Annotated in this window: 18 protein-coding genes; 14 read left to right on the forward strand and 4 right to left on the reverse strand. The window is 67.0% G+C overall.

All coding sequences use genetic code 11. The annotated features are described in order from the left end of the window. Window positions 1–71 precede the first annotated feature (71 nt). Window positions 72–1,082, reverse strand: a complete 1,011-nt coding sequence (gene epmB, locus UU7_RS01665) for an EF-P beta-lysylation protein EpmB (protein ID WP_007804755.1) — start codon at window positions 1,080–1,082, stop codon at window positions 72–74. An 88-nt stretch (window positions 1,083–1,170) separates the two neighbouring features. Between epmB and efp the strand changes: the two genes are divergently transcribed. The 7 genes from efp (at window position 1,171) to folE2 (ending at window position 6,867) form a co-directional block, all read left to right on the forward strand. After that, window positions 1,171–1,749 carry an elongation factor P gene (gene efp, locus UU7_RS01670; RefSeq protein ID WP_007804756.1) on the forward strand — a complete coding sequence of 193 codons (579 nt, stop codon included), beginning with the start codon at window positions 1,171–1,173 and terminating at the stop codon, window positions 1,747–1,749. Between the two features lie 139 nt (window positions 1,750–1,888). Then, window positions 1,889–3,220 carry a TRZ/ATZ family hydrolase gene (locus UU7_RS01675; RefSeq protein ID WP_007804757.1) on the forward strand — a complete coding sequence of 444 codons (1,332 nt, stop codon included), beginning with the start codon at window positions 1,889–1,891 and terminating at the stop codon, window positions 3,218–3,220. Window positions 3,221–3,232: 12 nt separating this feature from the next. After that, the gene (locus tag UU7_RS01680; RefSeq protein WP_007804758.1) at window positions 3,233–3,484 is read left to right on the forward strand and encodes a YciI family protein; all 252 of its coding nucleotides are present in this window, start codon (window positions 3,233–3,235) and stop codon (window positions 3,482–3,484) included. A 91-nt stretch (window positions 3,485–3,575) separates the two neighbouring features. Continuing rightward, complete coding sequence (gene ubiG, locus UU7_RS01685; RefSeq protein WP_007804759.1) at window positions 3,576–4,280, forward strand: bifunctional 2-polyprenyl-6-hydroxyphenol methylase/3-demethylubiquinol 3-O-methyltransferase UbiG; 705 nt, start codon at window positions 3,576–3,578, stop codon at window positions 4,278–4,280. Beyond that, window positions 4,277–4,960 (forward strand): phosphoglycolate phosphatase, encoded by a 684-nt coding sequence (gene gph / locus UU7_RS01690; protein ID WP_040672735.1) that lies wholly within the window; start codon window positions 4,277–4,279, stop codon window positions 4,958–4,960. Before ubiG ends, gph begins: the two co-directional genes overlap by 4 nt. Further along, entirely contained in the window at window positions 4,957–5,811 is an 855-nt protein-coding gene (locus UU7_RS01695) for an isoprenoid biosynthesis enzyme family protein (RefSeq protein ID WP_007804764.1), read from the forward strand. The genes gph and UU7_RS01695 overlap by 4 nt, the downstream gene beginning before the upstream one ends. Before the next feature lie 108 nt (window positions 5,812–5,919). Then, complete coding sequence (gene folE2, locus UU7_RS01700) at window positions 5,920–6,867, forward strand: GTP cyclohydrolase FolE2 (protein WP_007804766.1); 948 nt, start codon at window positions 5,920–5,922, stop codon at window positions 6,865–6,867. 37 nt (window positions 6,868–6,904) lie between these two features. On the opposite strand, the gene yidD is transcribed toward folE2, so the two are convergent. Next, a complete protein-coding gene (gene yidD, locus UU7_RS01705) occupies window positions 6,905–7,177 on the reverse strand; it encodes a membrane protein insertion efficiency factor YidD (protein ID WP_083845920.1) in 273 nt (90 codons plus the stop codon). Between the two features lie 250 nt (window positions 7,178–7,427). Here yidD and dksA point away from each other — a divergent pair, with 250 nt between their 5' ends. Beyond that, complete coding sequence (gene dksA / locus UU7_RS18820; protein WP_193385047.1) at window positions 7,428–8,528, forward strand: RNA polymerase-binding protein DksA; 1,101 nt, start codon at window positions 7,428–7,430, stop codon at window positions 8,526–8,528. Window positions 8,529–8,704: 176 nt separating this feature from the next. Here the strand turns inward: dksA and UU7_RS01715 are convergent, their stop codons facing one another. Further along, complete coding sequence (locus UU7_RS01715; protein WP_040672738.1) at window positions 8,705–9,142, reverse strand: SufE family protein; 438 nt, start codon at window positions 9,140–9,142, stop codon at window positions 8,705–8,707. Window positions 9,143–9,204: 62 nt separating this feature from the next. Continuing rightward, window positions 9,205–10,575: a cysteine--tRNA ligase gene (gene cysS, locus UU7_RS01720; RefSeq protein WP_007804773.1), complete on the reverse strand. Its 1,371-nt coding sequence runs from the start codon at window positions 10,573–10,575 to the stop codon at window positions 9,205–9,207. Window positions 10,576–10,764: 189 nt separating this feature from the next. Here cysS and UU7_RS01725 point away from each other — a divergent pair, with 189 nt between their 5' ends. The 6 genes from UU7_RS01725 to UU7_RS01750 all read left to right on the forward strand — a co-directional run bounded on the left by UU7_RS01725 (window position 10,765) and on the right by UU7_RS01750 (window position 16,233). After that, window positions 10,765–11,295, forward strand: a complete 531-nt coding sequence (locus UU7_RS01725; RefSeq protein WP_007804775.1) for a glycine zipper 2TM domain-containing protein — start codon at window positions 10,765–10,767, stop codon at window positions 11,293–11,295. A 405-nt stretch (window positions 11,296–11,700) separates the two neighbouring features. Then, window positions 11,701–12,708, forward strand: coding sequence for an N-acetylornithine carbamoyltransferase (locus tag UU7_RS01730; RefSeq protein WP_007804777.1), 1,008 nt, complete (start codon window positions 11,701–11,703; stop codon window positions 12,706–12,708). Window positions 12,709–12,714: 6 nt separating this feature from the next. After that, window positions 12,715–13,335, forward strand: a complete 621-nt coding sequence (locus UU7_RS01735) for an FMN-binding negative transcriptional regulator (RefSeq protein WP_007804779.1) — start codon at window positions 12,715–12,717, stop codon at window positions 13,333–13,335. Continuing rightward, window positions 13,332–13,820 (forward strand): OsmC family protein, encoded by a 489-nt coding sequence (locus tag UU7_RS01740; protein WP_007804781.1) that lies wholly within the window; start codon window positions 13,332–13,334, stop codon window positions 13,818–13,820. Before UU7_RS01735 ends, UU7_RS01740 begins: the two co-directional genes overlap by 4 nt. Before the next feature lie 68 nt (window positions 13,821–13,888). After that, window positions 13,889–15,136 carry an argininosuccinate synthase gene (locus UU7_RS01745; RefSeq protein ID WP_007804783.1) on the forward strand — a complete coding sequence of 416 codons (1,248 nt, stop codon included), beginning with the start codon at window positions 13,889–13,891 and terminating at the stop codon, window positions 15,134–15,136. After that, on the forward strand, window positions 15,133–16,233 hold the full coding sequence (locus UU7_RS01750) for an acetylornithine deacetylase (protein WP_007804785.1): 1,101 nt from the start codon (window positions 15,133–15,135) through the stop codon (window positions 16,231–16,233). The genes UU7_RS01745 and UU7_RS01750 overlap by 4 nt, the downstream gene beginning before the upstream one ends. Window positions 16,234–16,251: the final 18 nt, after the last annotated feature.

The following is a 16,251-nucleotide window of genomic DNA, read 5'->3' on the forward strand; positions in this document are numbered from 1 at the left end:
CATTCGTGTTTGTAACGGATTCCGCCTGCAGCCGCCAGCAGGAAGCAGCGTAAAGGTGACGGCGGCGGGCTTCACAGGGGGCGTTTGGACGTATCGCCGCCCACTTCGCGGACCAGCCGCGGCACCAGGTAGCCGGGAAGTCGCGCGCGCAGGGACTCCATCAACGCGAGGGCGCGGGAATCGTTGACCTCGAAATGGGCGGCCCCCTGCACGCGGTCGAGCTGGTGCAGGTAGTACGGCAGCACGCCGGCGGCAAACATCCGCTCGGACAGGGCGGCCAGTGCGTCCGCGTCGTCATTGACCCCGCGCAGCAACACCGACTGGTTGAGCAGGGTGGCGCCGGCCGCCTTCAGCCGGGCACAGGCCGCATCGACGGCGGCGTCGAATTCGTTGGCATGGTTGGCGTGCAGCACCACCACTTTCTGCAGCGGGAGGGCACCAAGCCAGCTCACGAATTCGTCGTCGATCCGTTCGGGCAGCACCACCGGAAGGCGGGTATGGATGCGCAGGCGGATCACCTGGGGCAGCTCGACCAGGCCGTCGCCAAGTTCGTTCAGCTTGTGGGTGGCCAGCGCCAGCGGATCGCCGCCGGACAGGATCAGTTCGCGAATCGACGGGTCGGCCCGGAGCCGGGCCAGGGCGTCCCGCCATTGCGAGGCGGCGGCGATCCCCTCGCCATAGGGAAAGTGGCGGCGGAAGCAGTAGCGGCAATTCACCGCACAGCTGCCGCTGGCGATCAGCAGGGCGCGGCCGTCGTACTTGTGCAGGAAGCCCTGACCGGCTCTCGATGCCATGTCGCCCACCGCGTCGGCCGTATAGCCCTCGACCTGGTCGTGTTCGGCCCGTTGCGGCAGCACCTGTAGCAGCAGGGGGTCGGTCGGGTCGTTGCGGCGCATCCGCGCCACGAAACCGCGTGGAACCCGCAAGGCGAAACCGGCGTCGTCCGCCGGCAGCAGATCGGTGCGGTGCCCCAGGCCGACCGCCCGCAACAGCTCGCCGGAGTCGGTAATGGCATCCCGCCACAGTTCGCGCCAGCCGGCTGCGGCGGACGATAGGCGGGAATGGGGGCTTGCGGTTATCATGTCGGGCCTTGGATCGGGCAGTGACGCCCGTGACAGACACCCATTTTAGCCGCCCCTCGGGCGAAAACGACTCCGGAGCAGATAGCGCATGGCGACCCTTGGCCTCAACGACGTCAAAACGGGCAAGAAGATCCTTCACAACGGCGATCCCTGGATCATCACCGAAGCGGACTTCATCAAGCCCGGCAAGGGTCAGGCGTTCACCCGCATCCGCATCCGCAACCTGAAGGACGGCCGCACCACCGAGCAGACGCTGAAGTCCAGCGATTCGTTCGAGGAAGCGGACGCCACCGACACCGACATGCAGCTGTCCTTCATCGACGGCATCGGCAAGGACAAGGTGTGGCACTTCATGAACATGGAGACCTTCGAGATGGTGCCCGCCTCGCTGGCTGCCATGGGCGATGCGTGGAAGTGGCTGAAGGGCGAGGAGGAGTGCGTGGTCACCCTGTTCAACGGCGGCATCGTCGCGGTGCAGGCGCCGAAGTTCGTCGAGCTGAAGATCGTCGAGACCGATCCGGGCGTGCGCGGTGACACCTCGGGCGGCGGCGGCAAGCCGGCCACGCTGGAAACGGGAGCCGTGGTGCGTGTGCCGCTGTTCGTCAACCAGGATGAAGTCATCAAGGTCGATACCCGCACCGGCGAATACGACAGCCGCGTCAAGTGAGTGATGGGAGCCTGGTGCTCCCGTCGCCGGTCAAGGCGGACATGCCCACCGGCATGACCGACAACGCGAATGGGGCGGGCGCCGCAAGGTGTGCCGCCCCATGTCGTATTCAACAGCAGCCGCTGCATGGAGCAGAACTATGAGCCAGTCCCATCCGCAACCCGTCGACCTGATCATCGAGGCACGCTGGGTGGTGCCGGTCGAGCCGCATGCGGTGGTGCTGGAGGATCACGCGGTGGCGGTCGACGGCGACCGCATCGTGGCCTTGCTGCCGATTGCTGACGCCCGCGCGGCCTACGCGCCGCGCGAGCGCGTGGAACTGACCGAACACGCCTTGATCCCCGGCCTGGTCAACAGCCACACGCACAATCCGATGACTCTGCTCCGTGGCCTGGCCGACGACCTGCCGCTGATGGTGTGGCTGCAGCAGCACATCTGGCCGGCCGAGGCCAAGGTGATCGGGCCGGAGTTCGTGCGCGACGGCGTCGAGCTGGCGGTGGCCGAGATGCTGCGCGGCGGCACCACCTGCGCCAACGAAAATTACTTCTTCCCCGACGTGATCGGCGCCACCTACCGCAAGCTGGGTTTCCGCGCGGTGGTCGGCCTGCCGGTGATCGAGTTTCCCACCGCCTGGGCGAAAACCCAGGACGAATACTTCGAGCGCGCCGGCGAAGTGCATGACAGCTTCCTCGGCGACAGCCTGCTGACCACTGCGTTCGTGCCGCATGCGCCTTACACGGTGTCGGACGAAAGCTTCGAGCGAATCCGCGTGCTGGCCGACCAGCTCGACATTCCGATCCACCTGCACACCCACGAAACCGCGCAGGAGGTGGAGGACGAAAGGGCCAAGAGCGGGCTGCGACCATTCCAGCGCCTGCAGAAGCTGGGCCTGGTCAACGACCGGCTGGTCGCGGTGCACATGACCCAGCTGACCGAGGGCGAGATCGCCGCCTGCGCGGCCGCCGGCGTGTCGGTGGTGCACTGCCCGGAGTCGAACCTCAAGCTGGCGTCCGGCTTCTGCCCCGCCGAGAAGCTGCGCGCCGCGGGCGTCAACGTGGCGATCGGCACCGATGGCTGCGCTTCCAACAACGACCTGGACATGTTCGGCGAAATGCGTACCGCGGCCCTGCTGGCCAAGGCAGTCGCCGGCGATGCCGCCGCGTTCGATGCGGCCTTCGCGCTGCGCGCGGCCACGCTCAACGGCGCCAGGGCGACCGGGCTGGAAGCGAAGATCGGCTCGATCGAGGTGGGCAAGCAGGCGGACTTCGCCGCCGTGCGGCTGAGTGACCTGGAGACCCAGCCGATGTTCCACGTGATCTCGCAGCTGGTCTATGCCACCGGCCGGCACCAGGTCAGCGACGTGTGGATCGCCGGCGTGCGCAAGCTCGCCGGGCGCGAACTGGTGGGCATGGACACCGGAGCGATCCTGGCCCGCACGCGCGCCTGGCGCGAGCGCATTGCCTCGGCTTGAGGGAGACCTTCCATGCACCGCTACCTGATCCTGTTGATGCGCCGCCCCCATCTCGACCCTGCCGTGCTGCCGCTGCATCGGGCGTATCTGGAGGGCCTGCGCGAACAGGGGCAGGTCGAGCTTTACGGCGGCTTCGGCGACAAGTCCGGCGGCGCCTACGTGTTGCGCGCCGGTGACCTGGCGCAGGCGACGGCCATCGCGCACAACGACCCGGCGCACATCAGCGGCGGTTGGGACATCACCGTGCATGAATGGCTGACCTGAATCGCTGCGCCCGTTCGCGAGCGAGAGAATCCTGGAACGGCCATGCCAAGTCGCACTCTTCAACAAACCCATCCCCATCGTGGATTCGAACATGATCACCACCAATGTCAGCCCCGAGGAAATCGCCCGTTTCGACAGCCTGGCGGCGCGCTGGTGGGACCCGGACGGCGAGTCGCGGCCGTTGCACGATCTCAACCCGGTGCGCGCGGCGTACATTGCCGCGCGCACCGACCTGCGTGACGCGAAGGTGGCCGATGTCGGCTGCGGTGGCGGCCTGCTCAGCGAAGCGCTGGCGCGCGCCGGTGCCCGGGTCACCGGCATCGACCTGGGCAGCAAGGTCATCGACGTGGCGAGGCTGCACCTGTACGAATCGAAGCTGAGCGTGGATTACCGCGTGCAGTCCTCGGCCGAACTGGCGGCAGTCGAAGCAGGGAGTTTCGACGTGGTGTGCTGCATGGAGCTGATCGAGCACGTGCCGGACCCCGAAGCCCTGGTCAGCGACCTCGCCGCGATGCTGAAACCGGGTGCGCGCCTGTTCATGTCCACCATCAACCGCACCCCGGCCGCGTTCGGCGCGGCCATCATCGGGGCGGAGTACGTGATGCGCATGCTGCCGCGCGGCACCCACCATTACGCCCAGTTCCTGAAGCCGTCCGAACTGGGCCGGCTGCTGCGTCATGCCGGGCTGGAGCTGGAGGATGTTTCCGGGCTGGGCTACAACCCGCTCACGCGCAAGGCGTGGCTGGGCAGGATCACCGCGGTCAACTACGTGCTGTGCGCACGCAAGCCGGCATGAGCCGTCCGCTCCCGGAAGACGTTCAGGGCGTGCTGTTCGATCTGGACGGCACCCTGCTCGACAGTGCGCCGGACCTGTACGCGGCACTGCTCGCCCAGTGCACGGAGGAAGGTGCGGCCCCGCCGCCTTACGCACCGGTGCGCGAGGTGGTGTCGCGCGGCGCGCGTGCCGTGCTGCGCTGCGCATTCGCCGAACGCGGCGAGGATGGCGTGCTGGCCCTGGTGCCCCGTTACCTGGAGCTCTACCGGCAGGTCATGGCCCGGCAGACCCGCGCCTTCGAAGGCGTGGACGACTTGCTGGCGCGGATCGAGGAGCGAGGCTTGCGCTGGGGCATCGTCACCAACAAGGCCGCCTTCCTCACCGATGAACTGGTGCGACGCATCGGCTGGAACGAGCGGGCCAGCGCCGTGATTTCCGGCGATACCCTGCCGGTGAAGAAGCCCGATCCGGCGCCGGTGCTGCTGGCCTGCGAACGGGCGGGGCTGACGCCGGCACGCTGCCTGTTCGTCGGCGACGATCAGCGTGACATCGCCGCCGGCGCCGCGGCCGGCCTGTACACGGTGGCGGTGAGCTGGGGCTATCTCGATGGCGGCGATCCGCATGGCTGGGGCGCCGACGCGGTGCTGGACCATCCGGCCGAACTGGCGGCATTGCTGCAACTGGAATCGAGCGTCGCATGATCGAGCTGATCGAACAGAGTGCGGTACTGCAGGGCTTCATCGACAAGTGGCTGGCGGTGCAGCCGCAGCAGCGGATCGCCCTGGCGTTTGTCGACGGCCGCCGTTACCCGGGCCATGTCGCGCTGGCCGCGCTCGAACAGGAACTGCTGGGCGCCGCCTACGGCATCCGCGAACCGCAGGTGGCCGCGGCCAAGCTCAACTGGTGGGCCGAGGAGCTGGCCGGTGCCGCGGCCAGCGGCGGTCGCCATCCGCTGAGCCAGGTGCTGTTCGACGACGAGCGGGCGCACGCCATCGCCAGCGAACTGTGGCTGGCGCCGGTCATCGCGGCCATGGCACAACTGGAGCAGGGCACGGCTGCGGACTTCACGGCGCAGATCGCCGCGGCGATGCCCCTGCATGGCGCGCTGGCGGCGCTGGAAACGGCCTGGTGGTATGGCGCGTCGGCGTCGGCCGAGCGGGCCGCCCGGGTCGCCGTGCTGAATCACCTGCTGCATGCGCTGCTGCGGCTGGATGCCGATGCCGAGCGCGACCGCCTGCCGCTGCCGATGGCGCGGCTGGCGCGACACGGCCTGGATCGCACGCAACTGCGCAGCGCCAGCACCGCGAGGCAGCAGGCGATCCAGGCGCAACTGGACGACCTGCTGGACAGCTGGCGCGTGTCGACGACACTCAGTGGTCCGCTCAGCGTATTTCGCTCACTGGAGTCCCGCCACGCCAGCAGGCTGGCACGGCGCGCCGTGCGCTCCGGCGATGCGCTGGCCACGCTGCAGGCCGGCCAGCCGCGCACCGGGCTGTCGACCACCTTGCAGGCGTGGCAGGCAGCACGCGCGTGGCAGCGCCAGCGGCCGTAATTCGTTCAAGACGCAGCGTTTCCCCCGCGCCACTATTGCGCCGCGGGCTGCGTGCCCCAAGATTGCTTGCCTCACCGGCGAGTTGCTTCGCCGAGATCAGGACCCGCCATGCCGAACCAGGAAAATACCGCCCGTCTGCTGCCCGACGTTGCCGTCCATGCACAGCCCCATCTGGCCGGCGCGCTGGACTGGGTCGGCATGGCCGACATCCAGGTGCCGGTGCTGTTCGACGCCGGCGACGGCCAGCCGCAGCGTGCCAGCGCGCGGGTGGGCGCCTTCGTCAACCTGAAGCGGCCCGACAAGCGCGGCATCCACATGTCGCGGCTGTACCTGCAGGTCGAGCAGGCGCTGAGCACGCAGGCGCTGGGTGCCGACATGCTGCACGCGCTGCTGCGCGGCTTCCTCGATTCGCACGGCGACCTGTCCGACCGCGCCTGCCTCAGCATCCGCTTCGAACACCTGGTGCGCCGCCCTGCGCTGAAGAGCGCCAACAGCGGCTGGCGTGCCTACCCGGTCTGCATCGAAGCCAGCCTCACCGGCGACGAGTTCCTGCTCGAATTCGGCACCGAGGTGATCTACTCCTCGACCTGCCCGGCATCCGCCGCCTTGTCGCGCCAGTTGATCCAGGACCAGTTCGCCAGCGACTTCAGTGCGGATCAGCCGCTCGACCATGCCGCCGTGCTGGCCTGGCTGGGCAGCGAGAAGGGCATTGTGGCCACGCCTCATGCCCAGCGCAGCGTGGCGCGTCTGCGCGTACGTCCCGTGCCGGGTGCCGGCTTCCACCTGGTCGGCCTGATCGATGGCGTCGAGCACGCGCTGGGCACCCCGGTGCAGACGGCCGTGAAGCGCGAGGACGAGCAGGCCTTCGCGCTGGCCAACGGCGGCAACCTGATGTTTTGCGAAGACGCCGCGCGGCGCATCCAGAAGTCCCTCGATGCGGATGCCACGCTCAGCGACTTCCATATCCGCGTGGAGCACCAGGAAAGCCTGCACCCGCATGATGCGGTGGCCTATGCCAGCAAGGGCGTGGAAGGGGGCTACGGCTCCGCGCCGTGACTGACGGCTGCTGCAGGCGTCGCGCAGCGTCGCCCGCTCACTGCGGGTCGACGGAATCTCCCTGGTGCCGGCAGCGGGAGAAATGAAAGTGCTCGGGCACCGGATCATCGCCGCCGTCGCATAGCGGCTGGCAGCGCAGCAGCCGCCAGCCGGTCAGCAGGCTGCCCCGCCAGGGACCGAAGCGCGTGACGGCAATCCGTGCATAATCGGAACAACTGGGGTGGAAGCGGCAGCGCGGGCCGAGCAGGGGGCTGAGCCAGCGCTTGTACAAATGCAGCAACCACAGTATGAATCGGCTTGGGATATTCACGGTGCCGGAACGGCCTGCATCGGGTAGTGGTACAAGTATTCCAGAAGCAGGCTTGCTGGTGCAGGATACATGGGCTATAACACCCGGCCGCCACGGCCACCAACGGTGAAGGGATATGGCGAAAACGACGCGTAGTTCGACCGCCGCCAAGGCGCAGAAAGCCGGGGCTTCGTCTGGAAGCAAGGCCGGCAAGTCGACAGTTGCAGGCAAGGGAGCGACCGTGAAGAACGCGAGCAGGACACCGGCCAGGGTGGCGTCGAAGGCCGCGGCCAAGACCAAGCCAAAGGCCGCAGCCAAACCCGCAAGCAAGCCGGCGGTGAAGAAAGCCGCGTCGAAAAAAGTGGTCGGCAAGCCCGTCGCCAAGTCATCCGCCGCCAAGTCGCCGGCCAGCAAGTCGCCGATGAAGAAGTCCGCCCCGGTCAAGGCTGCCGCCACGAAGAAAGTTGCCACCAAGGGCGCCACGAAGAAGGCTGCCGTGAAGAAGGCGCCACCCGCCAAGGTCGTCGCGAAGAAGCCTGCCGCGGGCAAGGTGGTCGCGAAGAATGGCAAGGCTGCCGCAGGCAAGGCCCGCAGCGCAGCCACCAAGCCGGCCAAGGTGGTCGCCAAGCCGGCCGTGGTGGCAAAGCCTGCGGCGAAGCGGGCAGCCAAGCCAGCAGCCAAGCCGGCCCCGAAAACGATCCAGCCCGCTGAAAAGGCGGTCGCGAAGCCGGCACCGGTAGCCGCCGCAAAACACGTATCCCCGGCACCCGCCAGCACCCTGTTCAAGGGCAAGGTGGCGAGTGCAACCGCCATGGTGACACCGCGTGCGGAAGCCGCTGCGCCCCATGCCTCTTCCTCCAAGAAACAGAAAACGTCGTCTTCAATGAATAAACTTGCTGCAAAAAAACTCGATAACGGCATTACCCAGGAAGACGGGCGATACGCACTGTCCTCCACCACCAACATCAGCTTGCCCAAGGGTTATCGCCCCTCGCCCGACGAGGAGTACATGAACCCGATGCATCTGGCGTACTTCCGCAACAAGCTGCGCGACTGGCGCGACCAGCTCGTCGAGGAGTCGCGTCAGACCATGGACAACCTGCGCGAGGAAGTTCGCGACGTCGGTGACGAGGCCGAGCGCGCCACCCGCGAAACCGAGAACTCGCTGGAACTGCGCACGCGTGACCGCTACCGCAAGCTGATTTCCAAGATCGACAAGGCGCTGCGCCGGATCGAGGAAGGCAGCTACGGTTTCTGCGAAGAGACCGACGAGGAGATCGGCGTCGATCGTCTCGATGCGCGACCGATCGCCACCTTGTCGCTGGATGCGCAGGAGCGTCGTGAGCACCTGCAGAAGCAGATGGGCGACTGATGGCTGTGCCTTTGCGCTCATCCTGAGCGCAAAGATCAAACCGGCATCCAGGCCGGACTCTTCAAAAAAAGCCCCGCTTCGAGCGGGGCTTTTTGCGAGAAGTGAGTGGAGAGGAGTGAGAGAAGGCAACGGCGTCTCGCGCTCCGGCTTTTCTCTCCCTTCTCACGCCTCTTTACTCACTCCTGGCTCGCCATCGCCTTGGCGTATTCCTTCAGTTTCGTCAGCGTTGCGGCCAGGCCGTTCGAGCGCGTGGGCGACAGGTGCTTGGCCAGGCCGATGGAGCCGATGAAGCTGGGTTCGGTGGCGAGGATCTCGGCCGCCGGACGGTCGGAATAGACGCGCAGCAGCAGGGCGAGCAGGCCGGACACGATCGCCGAATCGCTGGCTGCCTCGAAGTGCACGTTCGCGGCATCACCGGAAGGCACCAGCCACACCATCGACTGGCAGCCGTGCACGCGGTAGACGTCGTTCCTGTGCGCCTCGGGAAAGTCCGGCAACTGCTTGCCGAGGTCGATCAGGTACTGGTAGCGCTCGGTCCAGTCGCCGAAGAAGGCGAACTCCTCGGCGATCTGCTGCTGCGCCTGCTCGGCGCCGGTGCTGGCAATGGCATTCATCCGGGCATTATCGCGCGCACCGGGGCGGGAAATGAAATCCGTGGCATCGGCGGCCCGATGCATCAGGCCTTGACGATGCTCCAGCGGGTGCCCTGGGCGCCGTCCTCGATGGCGATGCCGAGCGCGGCAAGTTCGTCGCGAATCGCATCGGCCCGGGCGAAGTCGCGCGAGACGCGGGCGGCGCGGCGCTGTTCGAGCAGGTCCTCGATGCGCGCCTCGTCGATCGCCTCGTCGCCGCGCCGGAACCATGCTTCCGGCGACTGTTGCAGCAGGCCGAGCAAGGCAGCGCCACCGAGCAGCGCAGCCTTGGCCTCGGCACTCCCGGACTGACGCGCGGCATCAGCCAGCACGGACAGTTCGGCCAGCGCCTGCGGCGTGTTGAGGTCATCGCACAACGCGGCCTCGATCCGCGGCGGCACCGGCAGCTCGCCCGCCGGCAACACCACGTCGGCCAGGTCGCGCAGCACGCGATACCAGCCATCGAGCGTGCTGGTGGCCTGCTGGATGGCCGCTTCGGACCAGTCCAGCGGCTGTCGGTAATGGCCGCTCAACAGGCGCAGCCGCAGGGCTTCGGCCGGATGCAGCTTGAGCAGTTCGTGCAGCAGCAGCACGTTGCCCAGCGACTTGGACATCTTGCGACCGTCGAACGTCAGCATGCCGTTGTGCATCCACCAGCGTGCGAACAGCTTGCCGCCGTGGGCGCAGGTCGACTGCGCCACCTCGTTCTCGTGGTGGGGAAACAGCAGGTCGACGCCACCGGCGTGGATGTCGATCGTCTCGCCCAGGTGCGCAGCGCTCATCGCCGAGCACTCGATGTGCCAGCCGGGACGGCCGCGACCCCACGGGCTGTCCCAGCCCGGCAGTTCGGGGGTGGATGGTTTCCACAGCACGAAGTCGCCGGCGTTGCGCTTGTACGGCGCCACTTCCACCCGCGCGCCGGCGATCAGTTCGTCGGGATCGCGGCCGGACAGCTTGCCGTAATCGGCGAACGAACCGACGTCGAACAGCACGTGACCCTCGGCGGCATAGGCATGGCCACCGTCGATCAGCGCCTCGATCATGGTGACGATCTGCGCGATATGGGTGGTGGCGTGCGGCTCGATGTCGGGCGGCGCCACGCCGAGCCCGGCCATGTCGTCGCGATAGGCCTGGGCGAAGCGGTTGGTGATCGCGTCGATCTGCACGCCCTGTTGCTGCGCGGCGGCGTTGATCTTGTCGTCCACGTCGGTAATGTTGCGGGCATACACGACGTGGGGATAATGCCGCCGCAGCAGGCGCACCAGCACGTCGAACACCACCGGTCCGCGCGCGTTGCCGATGTGAACGTAGTTGTAGACGGTAGGGCCGCACAGATACATCGTCACGCGCTCGGGGTCGAGCGGGGCAAACGGTTCGGCGCGACGGGTCAGGCTGTTGTAGAGCGATATCGGCATGGTGGAGTCCGCGGCATGGGCCGTCCGGGCAGGGGTTCGGCCAGCCAGGCATCTTAACAAGGTGTAAGTGGCCGAGTCGCGCAAGCGCCCCGGTGGCTGATTCTAAGGGTGTATTCAGCGTGAATTTGCTGCAATGGCCACCAGAACGCGCACCTGCGCGATTGACGCTCAAGTAATCGGGAGGTCGTGATGACCAAGCTGTGGATATCCGCGCTCGCACTCGCCCTGGCGGCGGGCGGCGCTTGTGCGCAGGATGTGCGTTACGCGAACTCCGGCACGGATGACAATGCCCATTACGGCTGGGCCGATGTGTTGCGCGCCGACCCGGTGCAGGGCGTGACCCGCACCGAAGTGCCGCGGCAGGAATGCTACGAGCAGCCGGTGGTGCGCCATGAAGGCGGCAACAGCACCGCGGGCACCGTGCTCGGCGCCGTGATCGGCGGCGTGCTGGGTAATACCGTGGGCAAGGGCGACGGGCGCAAGGCTGCCACCGTGGCCGGCGCCGTGGCCGGTGGCGCGATCGGCAACCGGGCCAACCGTGGCCGCGACTACGAAACCACCCAGACCCAGTGCCGCGAGGTCAGTTCGGTCAGCGAGCAGCGCCGGATCATCGGCTACGACGTGGAATACCGCTATCGCGGCGAGGTCTACACCTCGCGCCTGAGCTACGACCCCGGCGAGCGCCTGCGCGTCCGGGTCCGGGTCGATCCAGCCGACTGACCATCCGTCAGCCACGCCGCCACCTGTTGGCGGCGTGGCTTTTCGGTACACCCGAATTTTCTGTTGCATGGCAGCGAAATTGCCGGCATGATGCCCGGCATTCACCCGGAATCCTCATGTCGACAGCCGTCTATACCGCCACCGTACTGACCAGCGCCCGCGCGGCCGCTGGCATGACGTCGCGTGCGCGCCGACCGTTGCATGGATACTCGGCCGGGTAGGCAGTCGCACGCGTTTCAAGGTGCATCGACGACAAAACCCGGCCTCTGCGCCGGGTTTTTTTGTTTTGATCAAAAGCTGGTCGGCCCTTGCGCCGGGTTTTCCGTTTCGGGTTGTACTTCGCGCGGATCCAACGCAACGCCCCGTCCACCCATGGCCGGACTCTTCAAACAAGAGCATTCACTCATGACCATCAGGCACTTCCTCACCACCCAGGACTACAGCCGCGCCGAGATCGACGCCTTGCTGGAGCAGGCTGCCGCCTTCAAGCGGGATCGGCTTGGCCCGCAGCTCGCCGGCAAGTCGATCGCCTTGCTGTTCTTCAATCCGTCGATGCGCACCCGCACCAGCTTCGAGCTGGGCGCGTTCCAGCTCGGTGGTCACGCCGTCGTGCTGGCGCCGGGCAAGGACGCGTGGCCGATCGAGTTCGAGGTCGGCAGCGTGATGGACGGCGACACCGAGGAACACATCGCCGAGGTGGCGCGCGTGCTGAGCCGCTACGTCGACCTGATCGCGGTGCGCGCCTTCCCGAAGTTCCAGGACTGGGCGGTGGACCGGCAGGACAAGGTGATCAAGGCGTTCGCCCAGTACGCCACGGTGCCGGTGATCAACATGGAGACCATCACCCACCCCTGCCAGGAACTGGCTCACGCGCTGGCGATGAAGGAGCACCTGGGCGACCTCACCAGGAAGAAGTACGTGCTCACCTGGACCTACCATCCTAAGCCGCTGAACACCGCGGTGGCGAACTCCGCGCTGCTGATCGCCACCAAGATGGGCATGGACGTGACCCTGCTGTGCCCCACGCCCGACTACGTGCTGGACGAGCGCTACATGGCGTTTGGCCGTCTGAACGCCGAGCAGAACGGCGGTTCGCTGAAGGTCAGCCACGACATCGAGGAGGCCTACGCCGGTGCCGACGTGGTCTATGCCAAGAGCTGGGGCGCGTTGCCGTTCTTCGGCCAGTGGGACAAGGAGAAGCCGATCCGCGAGGCGAACAGGCACTTCATCGTCGACGAGGCGAAGATGGCGCTGACCAACCACGGCCTGTTCAGCCATTGCCTGCCGCTGCGCCGGAACATCAAGGCCACCGACGCGGTGATGGATGCGCCGTACTGCATCGCCATCGACGAGGCCGAGAACCGCCTGCACGTGCAGAAGGCGGTGATGGCGTCACTGATCGGGCAGGGCTGAGTCGGCATGTACACGCCGAAGCATTTCCATGAAACGCGGATCGAGCTCCTGCACGGGCTGATCCGCGCGTACCCGTTCGCTGCCGTGGTGACCCGCGGAAGCGGTGGGCTGGCCGCCAATCACCTGCCGTTCGAGCTGGTCGATGGCGTGCTGCATGGTCATGTCGCTCGCGGCAACGAGCTGGCACAGCAGGACGGCACCGAGGTACTGCTGATCTTCCAGGGGCCGGATGGATACATCAGCCCGAACTGGTATCCGAGCAAGCACGAGACCGGGCGCGAGGTGCCGACGTGGAACTACGCCGTGGTGCACGTGCATGGTCGCTTGAACGTGATCGATGACGCGGCCTGGTTGCGTCGGCTGCTGGAGACACTGACCGACCACCATGAGGCGGTTCAGCCCCAACCGTGGAAGGTCGGTGACGCGCCGGAAGACCACGTCGAAAAGTCGCTGCGCGCCATCGTCGGTCTGGAAATCGGCATCGACCGCATCGAAGGCAAGTTCAAGCTGAGCCAGAACCATCCTGCCCGCAATCGTGCCGGCGTGATTGCCGGCCTGCGCGAGCGGGACGGCGATGGCGACGTGGAACTGGCCGCACTGATGACCCGACAGGAGCCAACGCCGTGAACCACCAGCATCGCTATCGCGTCGACGTGGAATGGACCGGCAACCTCGGCACGGGCACCGACGGCTATCGCAACTACAGCCGCGACCATGTGATCCGCATCGCGGGGAAAGCCGAACTGGCCGGCTCGTCCGATCCGACCTTCCGCGGCGATGCCACCCGACACAATCCGGAAGACATGCTGGTCACCGCGCTGTCGACCTGCCACATGTTGTCCTACCTGCACATGGCCACCGTGGCCGGCGTGGTGGTGACGGCTTATACCGACGCCGCCGAAGGCACGATGGTCACCGAAGGTGACGGCGGCCGCTTCGTCGAAGTGGTGCTGCGTCCCTTGGTGACGATCAGCGCTGCCAGCGATCCGGCCAAGGCCGAGGCCGCGCACGAAGCGGCCCACCACGCCTGCTTCATTGCCAACTCCGTGAATTTCCCGGTGCGCTGCGAGCCGCGCATCGTCGTGGAGCAGGGAATGGCGAATCGGGAATAGGGAATCGTCAAAAACAGTCCTTCGCACTCTGCTCGTTGCGCTTCACCCATACCTTCAGGATTACCACCATGTCGAATGCTCCCACCATTCCCGATTCCCCATTCCCCGTTTCCTCCAACGGAGAAGGCAAGGACATCGTCCTCGCCTTCTCCGGCGGCCTCGACACCAGCTTCTGCGTGCCCTACCTGCAGGAGCGCGGCTGGGCCGTGCACACCGTGTTCGCCGACACCGGCGGCGTCGACGCCGATGAGCGGGCCTTCATCGAGGCCCGCGCGAAGGAACTGGGCGTGGCCAGCCACGTCACCATCGACGGTGGTCCGGCGATCTGGGCGGGCTTCGTCAAGCCGTTCGTGTGGGCGGGCGAGGGCTACCAGGGCCAGTACCCGCTGCTGGTCTCCGATCGCTACCTGATCGTCGAAGCCGCGCTGAAGCGCGCCGCTGAACTGGGCACGAAGGCGATCGCGCACGGCTGCACCGGCATGGGCAACGACCAGGTGCGTTTCGACCTGGCGGTGAAGGCGCTGGGTGATTACCAGATCGTGGCGCCGATCCGCGAGATCCAGAAGGAACACACGCAGACCCGCGCCTACGAGCAGAAGTACCTGGAGGAGCGCGGCTTCGGCGTACGCGCCAAGCAGCAGGCCTACACCATCAACGAGAACCTGCTGGGCCTGACCATGTCCGGCGGCGAGATCGACCAGTGGCAGGCGCCCGGTGCCGGCGCGGTGGGCTGGTGCAAGCCGCGCGCCGAATGGCCGTCCAAACCGCTGCAGTTGAAGATCGGTTTCGTGGGCGGCGAAGCGGTGACGCTGGATGGCGAGAAGATCGCCGGACATGCCATGCTGGCGAAGCTGAACCATCTGTTCGCCCAGTACGGCGTGGGTCGTGGTCTCTACACCGGCGACACCACCATCGGCCTGAAGGGCCGCATCATCTTCGAGGCACCGGGCCTCACCGCCCTGCTAGCCGCGCACCGCGCGCTGGAAGAGGCGGTGCTCAGCAAGCAGCAGAACCGCTTCAAGCCCGAGGTGGCGCGCAAGTGGGTGGAACTGGTCTACGAAGGCTTCTTCCACGACCCGCTGAAGGCCGACCTGGAAGCGTTCCTGGCCTCCAGCCAGTCCACCGTCAACGGCACGGTGACGCTGGAGACGAACGGCGGCAGCGTGGGCGCGGTCGCCGTCGAGTCGAAGCACATCCTCAACGCCAAGGGCGCCACCTACGCCCAGTCGGCCGACTGGGGCGTGGAGGAAGCCGAGGGCTTCATCAAGCTGTTCGGCATGAGCAGCACGCTGTGGGCCGAGGTCAATCGCGGATGAGTGCGCTGCTGGACGCCACGCTGGAGCATCTGAAAGCGCTGGTCGGTTTCGACACGCGCAATCCGCCGCGCGCGATCGACACCGGCGGCATCTTCGACTACCTGCGCGCGCAGCTGCCCGGCTTTTCGGTGACGGTGACCGACTTCGGCGCCGGTGCGGTGGCGCTGCATGCGGTGCGCGGCGAGCCGAAATACCTGTTCAACGTGCATCTGGACACGGTGCCTGACTCGCCGGCGTGGACGGCCGATCCGCATGCGTTGCGGGTGACCGCGGATCGCGCGATCGGCCTCGGCGCCTGCGACATCAAGGGTGCGGCCGCGGCGTTGCTGGCGGTGGCGAATGCCGGTGATGGCGACATGGCGTTGCTGTTCAGCACGGATGAAGAGGCGAACGATCCGCGCTGCATCGCCGGCTTCCTGCGCGATGCGCATGCCTACGAGGCAGTGATCGTGGCCGAGCCGACCAGGGGCGAGGCGGTGCTGGCGCATCGCGGCATCCAGTCGGTGCTGATGCGGTTTGCCGGCCACGCCGGGCATGCCTCGGGCGAGCAGCAGCCCAGCGACAGCGCGTTGCACCAGGCGATGCGCTGGGGCAATGCGGCGCTGGATTTCGTGGCGGCGCAGTCGCACGAGCGCTTCGGCGGACTCACCGGCCTGCGCTTCAACATCGGCCGGGTCGAGGGCGGCATCAAGGCAAACATGATCGCGCCCGGGGCGGAAGTGCGCTTCGGTTTCCGTGCGCTGCCGACGATGGACCCGGACCAGTTGCTCGCGCGCTTCCGCATGCTGGTCGACCCGCAGCCGGTGGAGTTCACCGAAACCTTCCGCGGCGCCTCGCTGCCCGCCGGCGACACCGCGAACGCCGAGACGAACCGGCTGGTCGCACGCGACCTCGCCGACGAGCTGGGCATTCCGGTGGGCAACGCGGTGGACTTCTGGACCGAGGCCGCGCTGTTCTCCGCCGCCGGTTACACCGCCTTCGTCTACGGCCCCGGCGACATCGCCCAGGCACACAGCGCCGATGAGTGGGTCGCGCTCGACCAATTGCAGCAGTACGCAGAAACCATTTACCGGATCGTCACCAGTGGAAACGCATAAGCACACCCGCAAGACCAT

Source organism: Rhodanobacter spathiphylli B39, from assembly GCF_000264295.1.
Lineage (GTDB): Bacteria > Pseudomonadota > Gammaproteobacteria > Xanthomonadales > Rhodanobacteraceae > Rhodanobacter > Rhodanobacter spathiphylli.

Excerpts from the sequence above, each read along its gene's own strand:
- epmB (WP_007804755.1), bottom strand. The coding sequence starts at position 1,082 with ATGATAACCGCAAGCCCCCATTCCCGCCTATCGTCCGCCGCAGCCGGC.
- efp (WP_007804756.1), top strand. The coding sequence starts at position 1,171 with ATGGCGACCCTTGGCCTCAACGACGTCAAAACGGGCAAGAAGATCCTT.
- UU7_RS01675 (WP_007804757.1), top strand. The coding sequence starts at position 1,889 with ATGAGCCAGTCCCATCCGCAACCCGTCGACCTGATCATCGAGGCACGC.
- UU7_RS01680 (WP_007804758.1), top strand. The coding sequence starts at position 3,233 with ATGCACCGCTACCTGATCCTGTTGATGCGCCGCCCCCATCTCGACCCT.
- ubiG (WP_007804759.1), top strand. The coding sequence starts at position 3,576 with ATGATCACCACCAATGTCAGCCCCGAGGAAATCGCCCGTTTCGACAGC.
- gph (WP_040672735.1), top strand. The coding sequence starts at position 4,277 with ATGAGCCGTCCGCTCCCGGAAGACGTTCAGGGCGTGCTGTTCGATCTG.
- UU7_RS01695 (WP_007804764.1), top strand. The coding sequence starts at position 4,957 with ATGATCGAGCTGATCGAACAGAGTGCGGTACTGCAGGGCTTCATCGAC.
- folE2 (WP_007804766.1), top strand. The coding sequence starts at position 5,920 with ATGCCGAACCAGGAAAATACCGCCCGTCTGCTGCCCGACGTTGCCGTC.
- UU7_RS01715 (WP_040672738.1), bottom strand. The coding sequence starts at position 9,142 with ATGAATGCCATTGCCAGCACCGGCGCCGAGCAGGCGCAGCAGCAGATC.
- cysS (WP_007804773.1), bottom strand. The coding sequence starts at position 10,575 with ATGCCGATATCGCTCTACAACAGCCTGACCCGTCGCGCCGAACCGTTT.
- UU7_RS01725 (WP_007804775.1), top strand. The coding sequence starts at position 10,765 with ATGACCAAGCTGTGGATATCCGCGCTCGCACTCGCCCTGGCGGCGGGC.
- UU7_RS01730 (WP_007804777.1), top strand. The coding sequence starts at position 11,701 with ATGACCATCAGGCACTTCCTCACCACCCAGGACTACAGCCGCGCCGAG.
- UU7_RS01735 (WP_007804779.1), top strand. The coding sequence starts at position 12,715 with ATGTACACGCCGAAGCATTTCCATGAAACGCGGATCGAGCTCCTGCAC.
- UU7_RS01745 (WP_007804783.1), top strand. The coding sequence starts at position 13,889 with ATGTCGAATGCTCCCACCATTCCCGATTCCCCATTCCCCGTTTCCTCC.
- UU7_RS01750 (WP_007804785.1), top strand. The coding sequence starts at position 15,133 with ATGAGTGCGCTGCTGGACGCCACGCTGGAGCATCTGAAAGCGCTGGTC.